This window comes from Pandoraea sp. PE-S2R-1 (genome assembly GCF_002179865.1).
Taxonomy (GTDB): Bacteria; Pseudomonadota; Gammaproteobacteria; order Burkholderiales; family Burkholderiaceae; genus Pandoraea.
Genome location: NZ_NGUR01000007.1, coordinates 134,024 through 148,271, shown reverse-complemented (window position 1 = coordinate 148,271; position 14,248 = coordinate 134,024). Strand labels below are relative to the sequence as shown.

The 14,248-nt window shown below is 63.9% G+C and carries 12 protein-coding genes and 1 pseudogene; 7 read left to right on the top strand and 6 right to left on the bottom strand.

The features are described from left to right. Positions 1 to 124: 124 nt before the first annotated feature. Positions 125 to 484 (top strand): DNA-binding transcriptional regulator, encoded by a 360-nt coding sequence (locus CDV44_RS28380; protein WP_249277390.1) that lies wholly within the window; start codon positions 125 to 127, stop codon positions 482 to 484. Between the two features lie 145 nt (positions 485 to 629). Here the strand turns inward: CDV44_RS28380 and CDV44_RS03340 are convergent, their stop codons facing one another. Both CDV44_RS03340 and CDV44_RS03335 read right to left on the bottom strand, forming a co-directional pair. Then, positions 630 to 1,586: a LysR substrate-binding domain-containing protein gene (locus CDV44_RS03340; RefSeq protein ID WP_087686664.1), complete on the bottom strand. Its 957-nt coding sequence runs from the start codon at positions 1,584 to 1,586 to the stop codon at positions 630 to 632. An 11-nt stretch (positions 1,587 to 1,597) separates the two neighbouring features. Beyond that, positions 1,598 to 2,242, bottom strand: a complete 645-nt coding sequence (locus tag CDV44_RS03335) for a TetR/AcrR family transcriptional regulator (RefSeq protein ID WP_087686663.1) — start codon at positions 2,240 to 2,242, stop codon at positions 1,598 to 1,600. Positions 2,243 to 2,936: 694 nt separating this feature from the next. Here CDV44_RS03335 and CDV44_RS03330 point away from each other — a divergent pair. From CDV44_RS03330 to CDV44_RS03315, 4 genes are all read left to right on the top strand, one after another. After that, positions 2,937 to 4,148, top strand: a complete 1,212-nt coding sequence (locus CDV44_RS03330) for an MFS transporter (RefSeq protein WP_087687192.1) — start codon at positions 2,937 to 2,939, stop codon at positions 4,146 to 4,148. Positions 4,149 to 4,616: 468 nt separating this feature from the next. Then, positions 4,617 to 4,997 carry a hypothetical protein gene (locus CDV44_RS03325; RefSeq protein ID WP_087686662.1) on the top strand — a complete coding sequence of 127 codons (381 nt, stop codon included), beginning with the start codon at positions 4,617 to 4,619 and terminating at the stop codon, positions 4,995 to 4,997. Between the two features lie 90 nt (positions 4,998 to 5,087). Next, the gene (locus CDV44_RS03320) at positions 5,088 to 5,333 is read left to right on the top strand and encodes a hypothetical protein (RefSeq protein ID WP_058377790.1); all 246 of its coding nucleotides are present in this window, start codon (positions 5,088 to 5,090) and stop codon (positions 5,331 to 5,333) included. Between the two features lie 82 nt (positions 5,334 to 5,415). Beyond that, a complete protein-coding gene (locus CDV44_RS03315; RefSeq protein WP_087686661.1) occupies positions 5,416 to 5,994 on the top strand; it encodes an EF-hand domain-containing protein in 579 nt (192 codons plus the stop codon). A gap of 168 nt (positions 5,995 to 6,162) precedes the next feature. Here CDV44_RS03315 and CDV44_RS03310 read toward each other — a convergent pair whose 3' ends face one another. The 4 genes and pseudogenes from CDV44_RS03310 to CDV44_RS03295 all read right to left on the bottom strand — a co-directional run bounded on the left by CDV44_RS03310 (position 6,163) and on the right by CDV44_RS03295 (position 11,516). After that, positions 6,163 to 7,533: a DUF3100 domain-containing protein gene (locus tag CDV44_RS03310; protein WP_087686660.1), complete on the bottom strand. Its 1,371-nt coding sequence runs from the start codon at positions 7,531 to 7,533 to the stop codon at positions 6,163 to 6,165. Between the two features lie 462 nt (positions 7,534 to 7,995). Continuing rightward, on the bottom strand, positions 7,996 to 9,510 hold the full coding sequence (locus CDV44_RS03305; protein ID WP_087686659.1) for an aldehyde dehydrogenase family protein: 1,515 nt from the start codon (positions 9,508 to 9,510) through the stop codon (positions 7,996 to 7,998). Between the two features lie 79 nt (positions 9,511 to 9,589). Then, positions 9,590 to 10,540, bottom strand: a pseudogene (locus CDV44_RS03300) (NAD(P)-dependent oxidoreductase); the annotation flags it as partial. Between the two features lie 70 nt (positions 10,541 to 10,610). Continuing rightward, positions 10,611 to 11,516, bottom strand: coding sequence for a VOC family protein (locus CDV44_RS03295; protein ID WP_087686657.1), 906 nt, complete (start codon positions 11,514 to 11,516; stop codon positions 10,611 to 10,613). 174 nt (positions 11,517 to 11,690) lie between these two features. On the opposite strand from CDV44_RS03295, the gene CDV44_RS03290 reads away from it, so the two are divergent. Both CDV44_RS03290 and CDV44_RS03285 read left to right on the top strand, forming a co-directional pair. Beyond that, a complete protein-coding gene (locus CDV44_RS03290) occupies positions 11,691 to 12,629 on the top strand; it encodes a LysR family transcriptional regulator (protein WP_087686656.1) in 939 nt (312 codons plus the stop codon). Between the two features lie 508 nt (positions 12,630 to 13,137). After that, complete coding sequence (locus tag CDV44_RS03285) at positions 13,138 to 14,199, top strand: porin (protein ID WP_087686655.1); 1,062 nt, start codon at positions 13,138 to 13,140, stop codon at positions 14,197 to 14,199. The last annotated feature ends 49 nt before the right edge of the window (positions 14,200 to 14,248 follow it).

Here is a 14,248-nt window from a genome sequence, read left to right as displayed (position 1 = left end):
AAGCACCCGAGCGGACGTTGTGTTGCAATCAGTCCCGCTTGATTGACTTCACAAGCCTGGCGCGACTCACATCATCCGCGCACGCTCTCCACTTAACTTTCACCCACTGACACCGGGCAGGACTATGGCTTACTCGAATACGCCTTCCAATCCGTTCCGCTGGCTGCTCACGCAGGACACCGGCGCGCCACCGCCCACCGAGCCGACGCACGTCAATAGCGGACTCCCTGCGGACTTGCCGCTCAACATCAAAGAATTACCGCGTACCCCATTACCCAAGCTGGAAGTGTTTCCCGAAGAACTGCTCGCCTTGCGCAAGCATCTGGGCATGTCGCGCAATGTCTTTGCGCATTACTTGCGGACCAATCCGCGCACGCTGGAAAACTGGGAACAAGGCCGTGCGCGGCCGAATGCTCAGGCAGTGTGCCTGATCCGGCTCGTGCAACAGAATCCGGGGCTCGTCTCGGCGCTCGCCGGACTCTGAGGGCGGGTATTTTCGCTGTAGTGGTTGTGTAGCGTCTGCGTCCATGCAGATGCCGGGGGCGGCGGTCGGCGGTCAGTGACTGTCGATGCGCCGCCCGCCGTCTCTTTCCCCGTCCCCCGCCTTCCTCACCTTTCCCTCGCTTGGCTCAGGGCTTCAGACCGCACGCCTCGCGCAGACACACCACAAAGCGCTCACACGCCGGGCTCGGCTGCTTGTCCGAGCGCAGCGAATAGCCTACGTCGCCAAAGCTGCCCGATACCGTATCGGCCAACACCCGCAGCAGGCCAGAGTCGACAAACGGTTTCGCCGCCGCACGCGGCATCAACGCCACCCGTGGCGATTCGAGCATCAAACCGATATTGGTCAGGATCGACAGCGACTCGACGACATCGTCGGGCAGCAACAGCCCGGCATCGTGAAAGAGGCGCTCGGCGGCCAGTCGCGACGGCGACTCGGGCACTGGCAGAATCCATGACCCTTCGCGTAGTTGCGCCAGCGGCACCCGCGCGGCCGAGTCGGCCCAGTGACGAATGCCACCGACCACGCAGAGCGATTCGTTGAAGAGAATTTCGTGTGTCAACGCAAAGGCATTGGCGACCGGCAGCGCCCGCTCGGGCAATCGGCCAACGACAATGTCGAGATCGCCGCTCGCCAACGCCGGGAACAGTTGCGCTGTGGTCGCCTCGCGCACCGTCACCAGCACGCCGGGCGCCCGTGACTTGAGCATGGCGATCGTGCGCGGCAGCAAGTCGGCCGACGCCGAAATCAGCGTGCCCACGATCACATGCCCGCTGGTACCCGCGCTGAACGCGTTGACTTCATCGGTGAGGTATCGCAACTCGGCCATCAGCGACTTGACGCGATGACCGAGCAACTCGCCCAGCTCCGTCGGCTGCATGCCCCGGTTGCTGCGCACGAACAGCGGCCCTTCGAAACAGGCCTCCAGCTCGTGCACGATCTTGCTCACCGCAGGTTGCGTAAGGCCCGTCTCGTTGGCGGCACGCACCAGCGAGCCCGTCTCGAGCACACGATCGAATACCTGAAGTTGATGGAACTTGAGCTTTCGCCCGAGGTTGAGGGCAGTCCAGGGCAATGAACGCATCGGGATCCTGTTCAGGCCGCGGCCGCCGAGGGCGGCGCACCCGGCCCGGCCCCCTGCGGCACCGGTGTCGGGTCGGCAGGCTCAGCCGACAGGAAGGCAGTGACGAACTCTTCGAGCATCGCCACATCCGGCAGGGATGACGGGTTGACGTGATGATTCACGAGGCAGCCGTCGAACGTCAGCACCAGCATGTCGACCAGACGCGCGCGCCGTACGCTGTCACGCGCGAGGCTCGGCGCACTGGCGGCCAGCATGGCCGAGAGCCGCTCGCGAAACCACTGCAACAGTGTCGGATCGTACGGATCGCCCGGGGTCACCGTGGCCAGCGCCTGCACCAGGTTGTGCGAGAAGCCGTTGTCGAGCCGGGGCGTCTCCACCAGCAGGCCGCTGAGCAGGCTGCGCATGCGCGCGTGGGCACCGTGGGCGGCAAGCACTTCAGCTTCGAGCATGGCAATGCGTGCCTTGAACCAGCGCTCGTAGACGCAGAAGAAGACTTGCAGCTTCGCAGTGAAGTAGCTGTAAATGTTCGCGTGCGAAATACCCGCGCGCTTGGCGATCTGCACCATGGTCGTTTCGACATACCCTTTCTCGAGAAAAAGGGCGTGCGACGCTTCGAGGATGGCCAGACGAATGTCTTCTTTCTTGACTTGTGGCATGAGTAAGCCTGCGCGGGTAGGCCACGCACCTCAATCGAAATTTCTCAACCTCACGCTGAGGTCAATACCGAACGTCAGCGGGGGTAGTATGCCAGCGCTCACGCAGCTTGCGGCGAAAACTAAGCGCAAACACTCCCCCGGACTTTCCCGGTATTCCAACGCATACAACGCGGTTTACGATGACAGACATCGCGTTATGCGCCGGATTACCGCGCATTACGCGCATACCCCATTCCCTCGAAAATCGACAGAAAATGGGCCGCTATACGAAGGCTGGTGCGACTCATTTCCGACCAAAAAAGCGCTGCGCCGCGTGTGGCATCAACGGCGGCACGCCTTTATCCGCAAGCCACGGCGGCGACGCTGTCGTGGGACTTATCTGATGTTTTGGCGCGCATGCGCGCAGCCCGCGGCATCGTCCTTAGCATGAGGACTTTCCGCTTGCCGCCGTGCCTCCGGGAAACCTTCGTGTGAGCCGTCACAAGTTCGGCATTCTCATTTTTCAATCGGCATTTTCCGAGCGTGAATTGATGGGCTGTCAGTGAGCTGACGGGAAACGGTCGCCGTCATATACGACGTGATACGCGATGCCATGCACCACGCCGGATCACGCCGGATCAAGACGGATCACGGCGCATCGCACTTTTGCCGTCTGACACGAAGCCAAGCCCCGGATGAGCCCGCGCCGCTCATCATGTTCCGATCCAACGCATCGCCTTCCCCAACACCGCACGCTGCCCCGTTGCGCCGCGCCGATATCTGGCTGATGGCCTTGGCCTGCGGGCTCGCAGTGGCCAATCTCAACTACTGTCATCCGATGCTCGGCCACATCGGCACACGCTTCGACACGTCGGGCTGGCAACTGTCGCTGGTGCCCGCGGCCGCGCAACTGGGCTATGCAGCGGGTCTGCTGCTGCTCACCCCATTGGGCGATCGTGTGGCCGACCGCCGGCGTCTGATCGTGTGGCAGATGCTCGGCCTGTGTGCGTCGCTGCTGCTCGCCGCCTCAGCACCGCACTTCTGGATACTCGTCGTCGCGAGCTTTGCGATCGGCGTGACAGGCACGGTCGCCCAGCACATCCTGCCTCTCGCGGCGCAACTGGCTCAGCCTGAGCGGCGCGGCGCCGTGGTCGGCACGGTCGTCAGCGGCCTGCTCATCGGTATTCTCGGCGCACGCACGCTCGCGGGCTGGGTGGCAACGTGGTGGCACTGGCGCGCGATGTTCGGCATGGCCGCCCTTGCCATGCTGTGTCTGGCGGCATTGCTCGGCCGACGTCTGCCGTACGCGCCGCCCACTACGTCAATGACGTACTCCGCGTTGCTTCGCTCGATGATCACGCTCTTTCGGCGGCACCGTGCGCTGCGCGCGTCGGCGCTCATCGGTGGTCTGCTGTTTGCGGCGTTCAGCGCGTTCTGGTCCACGCTAACGCTCTGGCTCGCGAGTCCGGTGCACGGGCAGCACGCTGGCGTGGCAGGCACTTTCGGTGTCATCGGTATCGCGGGGGCGCTCGCGGCCCCGCTGGCCGGACGCCTCACCGATCGCGGCGGACCGCATCGCGTGTTGTGGGTGGGTATCGGTGCGGTGGTGCTTTCGTTCGCCGCGCTTTGGGCCGGGCAGGCGAGTCTCGTCGGCCTCGCATTCGGCGTGATCGTGCTCGACCTCGGCGTGCAGACGGGGCAGATCGCCAATCAGACGCGCATTTTCGCGCTCGATACCGATGCCACCAGCCGTCTGAACACGCTCTACATGAGTGTCTATTTCCTGATGGGCGCGCTGGGCTCCGCCCTTGGCGTGATGGCATGGAGTGCGTGGGGCTGGGACGGCGTCTGTGCATTCGGTGTGGTGTCCAGCCTGCTCGCGTGTGCCGTGCATGCTTCGGGTAAGCGCGGTGCACGCTTCTTGTGATGTGTCGCACCGTGCACGTGATTCGTCCGCGATGCCGACACCGCCAAAACCACTTTAAAACAGTACTAAAACGGCGCTCGATCGCTATTCCGGCACTCTCGTCCGCGTGTCCTACATCGCCTTCCTTCATCGCGTGTCAGCACCCTCCTACATAGTTCGGAGTGCATCACATATGCGAAACACATGTACTAAAGTTAACTAACGCTACTTGCGTAGTTCGAGTCGATTGGGTTCGCGAAGCGGTACCGCTCGAAGCCATTACAAAGACTTACAAGATCGCGCGATCTTATTCACGCATCGAGCGTCGAACCCTTGTCTATCCATGATGACGACGGGTGGGATGAACACTACCCTCGCAAGGAGGTCATGATGCGAATCAACCGAACTGGCGCTAATTCCGGCGCAGCTAGCAATACTCAGAATACTCAGCAGGGCGTAACACGCTCATCGAGCACCCCGAAGCGGCGCGTGGCGTCTGCGCTCACCGCGACGGGTTTCGCCGCAGTGCTGCTCACGATTGCGGGCTGCGCGTACCAGGCGCCACCGCAACCGCGTCTGCCGTATCGCGGCAACGAGTCGACCAACCCGGCGTATCAGCCGGATTGCGGGCCGCCGCCGTATGCGGCCGGCTCACCGTGCAGCCCGTACGCCGCACCGCCGGCACCCGTGGCGCCGGCGACCGATGCTTACGGGCGTCCGTACCCGCCGACCGACGGTTATGGCCGACCGTATCCGTCCGATGCCCAAGGGCGTCCGTATCCGCCGCCGCCCCCGCCGCCTGCGTATCGGGAGAGCAACCCGGCCAATGGCATGGGCGCGCCGGAGAACGGGTCTGACACGGCCCACTGATGCATTCCACGAACAGCAGGCCCACACGATCAAATCGAGCGTGGCCTGCAACACCCGGGGCACCGTGCCCCTTTGAAGGAGCCATGCTTCATGAAAACGACTCAACAACGGATCTCGCGCACTGCCGGCACCCTGCTTCTCGGGGCTGCGCTGATCGGCTCGCTGGCAGGTTGCGGTGGTATGACGCCGCGTGAGTCACGTAACACCGCCGTAGGTGCTGGTGTCGGCGCGCTTGGCGGCGCACTGATCTCCGGTGGCGACCTCGGCACAACCGTCGGGGGCGCCGTCGTCGGCGGCGTGATCGGTAACGTCGTGACGGGCGACCGCCGCCGTTGATCGGCGATCGACCATCGACTATTGACGGTACGCCGCACGTTGCGCCCCGCCCTACCGCATGACATTCAGGAGAAAGTGCGACATGACCACTTCCGACACCAAACGCCAACGTTCGCTGAGAACGATTGAAACCCTGCGCACGCGCCGTATCGGCCGTGCAACGCTGGCCGCGATCACGCTCTGTGCCGGCGTTGCCGCCCTCTCGCTGGTCGCGCTGCCGAGCTACGCGCAGTCAGCCGCACCGATCAACGGTGTGGTGCCCACGAGCCCGACGGCCCCGCCGCCGCCTGCCGCAGGCCCCGACTTCGGTGACGCCGCCGACCAGAACGCCGCGCTCGGTCTGTATTTGCAGCGCTCGTTCGACGCCATCGATACCAATCACGACGGCAAGATCGACCGCAATGAATGGGCGGCCTATCAACGCAGTCAACTGGAAGCCCGGCGCGCCACCTTCGAGCGCTACTTCAAGGCGGCCGACAAGGATGGCGACGGCCATCTGAGCCGTGACGAGGTCGCCGCCGCCGAACCGTTCCTGTACCAGCATTTCGACGAAATCGACGTCAATCACGACGGCAAGCTCTCGCCCGCCGAGATTCGCGCCTACTTCCGCCGCTACTATCACGAGCGCTCTCAGGCTGACGCGGCCACAACGAAGCCCTGAACCGGGTCGACGCAGGCGGCGAGGTACCCACCGCCCAACCCTTCGGCCAATAAAAAACGCCACGGCAACCGATTGCCGTGGCGTTTTCTATTCAGACGTCAGCCCCCGGCGGTCGACCACCGGAGACTTCATATCGCGGGCGCTGGTTTCAAGCGCCCGCGACACACATTACGGATGCGTGAAGAACTGCGCAATCACGGCTGCACCCATGAACGTGCCGGCGTTCGCGAGGAACGACACGACCACGATGCGCCAGCCCAGCTTGCGGAAGGCGGGCACGTCCTTGGCCACCGACAGACCGGCGAAGGTCAGCATCGGCGTCACCAGCGACAGGAAGTTGATCTTGCCGGTGAACTGCTCGACGATCGGCGCATACGGGAAGGCCGGCGACGTCAGGAACATGGCAACCAGCGACACCCAGCACACAGCCGGCACCTTGCGGCGCGTGATGTAGTACAGCGCTTCGCCCACGAGCACGGCGCCGATGATGACCAACATGCCCGGCACACCGTCGATGAACGACGTCTTGAAGGCCATGCTGTTACCCAGCAGTGCCAGCGCGCCCGAGAACACCCAGGCGAACAGACGCGCGCCGAAGTTCATGTCGACGGTGTGCGCCTTGCTGGCTTGCTTGAGTTCCTGTGCAGCTTCGGCGTCGGCCACGGCAGCGGCTTCGGCGTTGGCACGGCCACGCTTGGTCATGCGGCCCAGCACCGGCTCCATCACGCGATAGCCCCAGACGGCGAGCGGCAGCGAGATGAACAGCGTGAAGTACGTACCGATGGTCGTCGTGATCAGGTTCGACGCCGCGGCAAACGTGGCGACTTCCTTGGCGACTTCCGGCGTCTGCTGTGCCGCGATGGCGCCGGCAGCAGCAGCCATCATCGAACCCGAACCCACACCGGCACCCATCGCGAGCGCGTGCGGGTTGAAGATGTTCAGGCTGGCGATAAAGCCGGCGAACAGCGAGATGAACACGGCGCCGAAGATCGTACCCGTCAGGTATTCGGCCAGCACGCCACGGCCTTCCGGCGAATCGAAACCGTACTTTTCACCGATGATCGCGAGGCTCGGCTCACGGCCGACCGAGAAGGTCGCACCGATGGCTTCACGCTTGATGCCGAGCATCAGGGCAACCGGCAGGCCGAGGATGATCGTGCCGACGAAGTGGCCGAACTCCTGGAACACCAGCGCCCAGCCGGCGGCCACGAGCTTGGGCAGCGAGCCGCCCACGAGCAGGCCAAGCTTGGCGACGAAGAGCAGCAGCGCCGGTTGCAGAATGGCGGCAGCCTTGTGTTGCATCGACAGATCGATCTGAGCGAAGCGCGGCAAACGTGCCGACGCCAAACCGAGCGCGGCGCCGAGCAACAACGCCCAGACCATCGGCAACAGCACGATCTTGCCGTGACCGGCCTTGATACTGATTGCGCCAATCAGTTCTGCGATCACGAGAATCACGATCGCCCATACGTACAGGCGCACGCCTTCGTTGAAGGCGCCCCCTTGCGGCTTGGCCGCGTTTTGTTCCATGACTGCCATCTGGGTCTCCACTGCACTTGCTGTTGAACCGGTCCGGTGCCATCCGGTCGACCGGACGGGGTACGAACAATTCGGTGATTAACGTTGTAAGTAACCGCTGGTCAATGCTGGATCAACCGGTGGTCGAGGTAATTCGACGCGCCGTCCGCCCGACTGCTGCGGACTTCCCCCATAGCGCCTCGCAGCGGCATGTTGGCACGCCTCGGTGACAGTAACAGCGCCCCGCGCAGAACCCCCGAAGGGCGGCATTATACGCGGGTAAAAAACCCCTTCAGGCCACGAATCTCGCAGGCTGAAACGGCGACGCGACAAACGAGGCCTCACGGCCGGCGTCTGACACGTTGACCTCACTTTCCAAACAACTACCGACAAGAAGACAGCACATTCTCATGGCTTGCGCGCGGCTCCCGTACAGCGGGAAACCGCGCGCCCTACGCGTCAAACCATCAAACCATCAGACGATCAGACGTAACCGAACGGCGTTGCCGGGTTGGCGGCCGTCTCGACCCACACGCTCTTGGTCTGCGTGTATTCGTACAACGCTTCCACGCCGCTGGAGCGACCGTAGCCGCTGTGGCCGTAGCCACCGAACGGCGAGGCCACGTTGATCGTCTTGTAGCCGTTGATCCAGAACGTACCGGCGTTGACCTGCGCGGCCACGCGATGCGCGCGTGCGACATCCTGCGTCCAGACGGCACCGGCCAGACCGAACTCGCTGTCGTTGGCGATCGCCAATGCCTCTTCTTCCGTATCGAACGGAATGGCGACCACCACCGGCCCGAAGATTTCGGTGCGCGCCACGCCCATCTGATTGTTCGCGTCGGCCAGCACGGTCGGACGCACGAAGAAGCCACCGTCGCTGCGTTGCTGCGAGCCGGCCGCGAGACGCGCCCCGCCCGCCACACCCGCGTCGATCATGTTCATCACGTGCTGATACTGGGTGCGGTTGCAGATCGGACCGACTTCGGTCGCGTCGTCCATCGGCTCGCCCACACGAATCTTTTCGGCACCGCGTGCCAGCATGTCGATCATCTCGTCATACACGCCGCGCTGCACCAGCAGACGCGAACCCGCCACGCAGCTCTGGCCGGCGCTCGAGAAGATGGCCGCTTGCGCACCAAGGCAAGCACGCTTGAGGTCGGCATCGTTGAACACGATATTGGCCGACTTGCCGCCCAGCTCCAGCACGCTCGGCAACAGGCGCTGCGCCGCTGCCGCGGCAATCTTGCTGCCGGTCGCGGGCGAGCCCACGAACACCACTTTCTTGATGACCGGATGCGAGATCGCGGCTTGCCCGGTCGTGTGGCCGAAGCCCGCGAGCACGTTGATCAGGCCGCGCGGCAGGCCGGCTTGTTCGGCCAGCGCTGCCACCACCAGCGAGCTGGCCGGGGTCAGTTCCGACGGCTTGAGCAGCACGCCGTTGCCCATCGCAATGGCCGGGGCAAGCTGCCAGCCGCAGGTAAACACCGGCGCGTTCCACGGCGTGATCTGCAACACCACACCCATCGCTTCGCGGCGCGTGTAGTTCAGGTGCGTGCTCGGCACGGGAATCACGTCGCCGAAGAACTTGTCGGTCCAGCCGGCGTAGTACTCGAACATCTCGGCGACCTTGCCGACTTCACCGCGGCAATCGCGGATCGGCTTGCCTGCGCCGATCGATTCGAGCTGTGCCAGCGCTTCGGCGTTCTCGCGAACCTTCGCGCCAATGGCCTGCATGACACGGCCGCGTGCGGCGTGCGTCAAGGCCCACCAGGTCTTTTGCGCGGCTTGGGCCGCATCGGCGGCCTGCGCCACCACGTCGGCGCCGGCATCGCGGTAAGTCAGTACTGCCTGCCCCGTGGCCGGGTTCACGATGTCGATCGTGCTCTCGCCGGTGCCCGTGACCAGTTCACCGTTGACATACGAGCCGAGGGTCGTGGCGTTGGGGAAGAACTTTGCGAATGCGCCAAGCAAGGCGGCGGCTTGGTTGTCTGCCATGAAAATAACTCCGTGCGATACGTGATACGCCCCGAGGCGTCCGTTACAGCCCCTCGGGGTGTCAATGAACTGAGGGAAATTACGCGCGACCGGCTTCGATGAACTGCACGATGCGGTTGAAGTCTTCGTCGTCGCCGACCGACGCGGCGCTGGCAGCCCACAGGCGGCCGACTTCGGCCGAGAGCGGCCCGCTATCGAGCGTGCCGGTCTGTTCGGCGAGCGCCATGGCCAGGCGCACGTCCTTGCGCATCAGCTTCATCGTGAAGCCCGAGTCGAACGCGTCGTTCAGAATCCACGTCGGGTAATTGGTCTGCGTAATGCCGCTGCGGCCCGAGCCGGCGTTCAGGCCTTCGAGCACCTGCGCAGGTTCGACACCCGCTGCCGTCGCCAAACGCATCGCTTCACCCGCGACGATCAGATGCGCGGCGCACATCAGGTTGTTGATGAGCTTGGTCACGTGACCCGCGCCCACATCGCCGATGTGCACGCGCTTGGCCGACATCGTGGCCAGCACCGGCTCGATGCGGGCGATGTCGTCGACCGAGCCACCCAGCACCATCGTGAGCGTGCCGTTCAGCGCGCCCTTCGGGCCACCCGAGACCGGCGCATCGACCAGCGCGATACCTTTCTCGCGCAGCGTCGCGGCCAGCGCTCGCGTGCTTTGCGGATCGGCCGTGGACGTGTCGATCACGATCAGCCCTTCGCGACCATTGGCAGCAATGCCGTCGGCGCCGTTCACCACGGCCTCGACAACCTGCGAGGTCGGCAGCGAGAGCACGAGCGCGTCGGCTTCGCGGGTCAGTTCCGCGACCGAATTGCGCAAGCCGATGCCCGCCTCCGCCAGCGCCGCCCCGGCGGCCGGCGACGGATCGAAACCGAGCACCGTGAAGCCGCCGCGCTGTAACGACAGCGCCATGCCACGCCCCATATTGCCCAGACCGACCACTCCGATGATTTTCATGTTGACTCCAGTTTCACTGCGAGAATGGCGCCGCCCCCACGGGCAACGCCGCGTTGTTCCGCCCCCCGGTTTGCACCGGCGGGTTGTCTATTCATAACACGCTATTATTTTGGAATACTACGGAATATTCAGAGAGACATCAGTGATGGTGATTCACGAACTCCAGCACCACGTTACCCGCGAACTCCGGTTCGACCACGAGGCCATGCTCGTTGTAGCCGTACGGTACGCCGTTCTCGCGCCATAACGCCTCGATGTGCGCGAGGTCTGGCGCGTGCAGCGTGAGCGCCACGGCGTGGGTGCGGGTGGCCTGTGCCATCGGCAACCCCACGGCGGCAAAGCGGGCCTCGGCCCGTTGCGGCGAAAGGGCCCGGAAATGCCCGCATCCGGTATCGGCCATCGCGCCGCCCTGATACAGGTCGACATGGCGTGCGCCGTAGATCCGTTGCCAGCGCGTGGCCAACTGGCGTAGCGCCTCCGGGTCGGGTGTCACGTACGTGACGCCCACGACGCCGGTCACCCCGTTGGGATGTTGCTGCCAATCCGGCACCCAGATCAGCTCGGGCCGATGCTGGTGGCAAATGAAATTCGACGCGTCGCCGAGTCTGTCGTCGACAAACAGGCCGAGGGAGACCACGGCTTCGTCGGGTGTGCCGTCGGGTTTGGTCATCGGCCGGCGAAAGTCGATGAACCCCTGCGTTTCGATGCCCGCCTGCGTCAGTCGGCTGTGGTCGGCGCGCGCATCCTTGCTATGCAGCGCGACCAGCGATACGCCTTCCTCGCGAGCCAGAAAGCGGCCAAGAAACCGGCCAAAACAAAAGTCGCCCTGCGCGTTCGTGCCGAACTTCCGGGCGTCGTCCACCCCGATCAGCTCGATGAAGTTATTGCCGAACATCATCAGCGAGGTCACCGTGCCCCACGGGTGATACGACACCGGGGACGGGGTGAAGCCCATACGCTGGTAATGCGAAAGACGCCGCGGATGGTCATGCACTGTGACCAGCGGATGATCGATACCGAATCGGGTATTGCCCGGAGGAATCATCTACGGCACCTCACGTGAAATCTGGCGCGGAATCGGGCCGCCGTCGTCGGGCTTCGCCTGGGTTCGTTGCCCGTCGATGGGGCCGATCCGCATGCTTCGCAGTGTGGAGTGAAAAAAAACCACGCTCAATGACAACGCTTGAAGATTTTTGTTCTAATTATTAGTCTTTATGGCATGACACCCGCCATCAATGAAAACCGCCTGCCCTATCTGTTCGAAGCCGTGCAGTGCGGCACCATCCGCGCCGCTGCCGACCGGCTCGACATCGCGCCGTCCGCCGTCAGCCGTCAGATCGCCCTGCTGGAGGCAGAACTCGCATTGCCGCTGATCGAGCGTCACAAGCGCGGCGTGCACCTGACGCAGGCCGGCCGCCTGCTCATGGAGTACTACCGCGAGCAGCGGGCGCACCAGGAAGACCTGCTGGCAAAACTACAAGAAGTGAGAGGGCTGCGGCGCGGCCATATCCGGCTCGCCGTCGGAGAAGGTTTCGTGAGCGACCTGATGGGCGCGCCGCTGCGGTTTTTCTGCAAGCGCTACCCGGACATCACGCTCACGCTCGATCTGGCGGGCACGAACGAGGTCATGCGGGCCGTGGCCGAGGACGACGCCGATATCGGGCTCGTGTATAACCCGCCCGCCGAGCCCAAGATCGTCTCGCGCGCCCAGATGCGTCAGCCCGTGCACGCCATCGTGGCACCCGATTCGCCGTTGCGCGCCCGGCTCGCGCAGCAACCGCCGGGTACCGCGCTCAAGCTCGACGACCTGTACGACACCCCGCTCGCGCTCATGCACGGCGCGTACGGCACCCGTCAATTGATGGAACTGGCCGAGCAGGCCGAGAAGCACCGCCTGAGCGCGACTGTGACGACCAACTCGATCTCGGTGCTCAAGCACTTCGTGCGCGCCGGGCTCGGCGCGACCTTCCTGCCGACGTTTGCCGTCTCGCAGGAAGTCGAGGCCGGCGTGCTGTGTGCACTGCCCGTCGACCATCCGATTCTCGCGAGCGCCGAAGCGCATCTCATCACCCGCGCGGGGCGGCGCCTTTCCGGCGCGGCCAATCGGCTGCTCACCCATCTGGCCAGCAAGATGGAGGCGTTCGGCGCGCCCGACTGATCCTTCCCATGGCAATACCGCAGTTTGGAATACCGCCACCAGGTTGTAGCCACGCAACAATCGGGGTACTAAGCCTTTACCCGATGTTGCGGGGCATCGAATTCGGATATAAATGAGCCATTCGAGCGAAGGTGCGCTTTGCGTGACAGCAAAAGTCTCCTCTGCGTGACGGCCCCGCCAACGGTTGCCGCTCACCGCCTTCGCCACCGATTCCGGTTGCACGGCTCGCGTCAGGATCGCGTCCGCTGCATCCCCAACGCCAGTGGACTGCCATGACTACGAACTCTGACGACCAGAGCGTGACGGCATCACTCGCAAGCGCCCGCGCTCCCTCACGCGGCTCGCGTTGCCCCGGCGTTCCTGCATGCCGATGTCTCACCACTCGTGACGATTTTTCAGGCTTTACCGAAACCGTAATGCGTTGTCTCCGCATGGACGACGCGCGACGACGACGGTCATAACCACGCAAGTCGAAGGTGCGGGGCAAACGCAACCTGGGGAGCAGACCATGAAAAAGAAGCTCATCGCAGCTAGCCTGCTTTGCAGCATCGGAACGATCGCGCACGCGCAATCCAGCGTGCAACTGTATGGCCGTCTCGACGGCGGCTTCCAGTACATGAGCAACTTGCAGGACGGCAACGGCGGCACCACCTCGCGCTGGAGTGCGCAGGGCGGTGACTACGGCACGAGCCTGTTCGGCCTGCGTGGCTATGAAGATCTCGGGCAGGGATTGCATGCGGTATTCAATCTGGAAGGCGGCTTCCAGTTGATGAACGGCTACAACAACAACGGCTCGGGTTCGATCTTCGACCGGCGCGCGTTGGTGGGCTTCGTCTCGCAGGGTTGGGGGCAGTTCACGATCGGGCGCAACCTGTTCATCAGTAACGGGGTGTGGGACTTCGATCCGTTCCAGCAGCAGGCCTTCTCGTCCGCGTCGCTGGTACGCGGACGCAACTGGCCGCAAGCGAGTAACACAGTCAATTATCAGAGCCCGAACTGGTATGGCTTCGATATCGCCAGCCAGTACGCCTTCTCGAACGTCGTCGGGCAGTTCACGAGCGGCCGAGGCCTGGGCGCCCAGTTGACGTACACCCACGACCGCTTTCAGTTGCGCGCGTTGTATGACGAAATTCGCGATTCCAACGGGCGGTTCACCGACGTGTTCGCGTCATCGCGCGAGTACTTCGCCGGTGCCAACATTTTCCTGAACCGCTTCACGGTGTCGCTGGGCTATACGCACATGTCGGCACCGGATGCGCCGACACCGAACTTCGCCACGCGTGCCGATCACTACTGGGCCGGCGTGAAGTATCAGGCGACGCAAGTGTGGGCCGCGAATGCCGCCGTGTATCACGTCAACGTGCCGAGCTTCGGTCACGCGACGATGTTCGAATTGGGCACGACGTACAACCTCTCGAAGCGCACCTTCCTGTATGGCACGGTCGCCTACGTGTTGAACAGCGCCAACCAGAGCTTCTCGGTCGCGGCGATTCCGAGCGATTCGCTCGACAACCCGCCGCCAGGAAAAGGCCAGACCGGCGCCTATATCGGGATCTCACACTCATTCTGACGTCGCGGCCGCCGCGTTACAGCGCGAGGCTGGCCAGTCCGTCATCTCA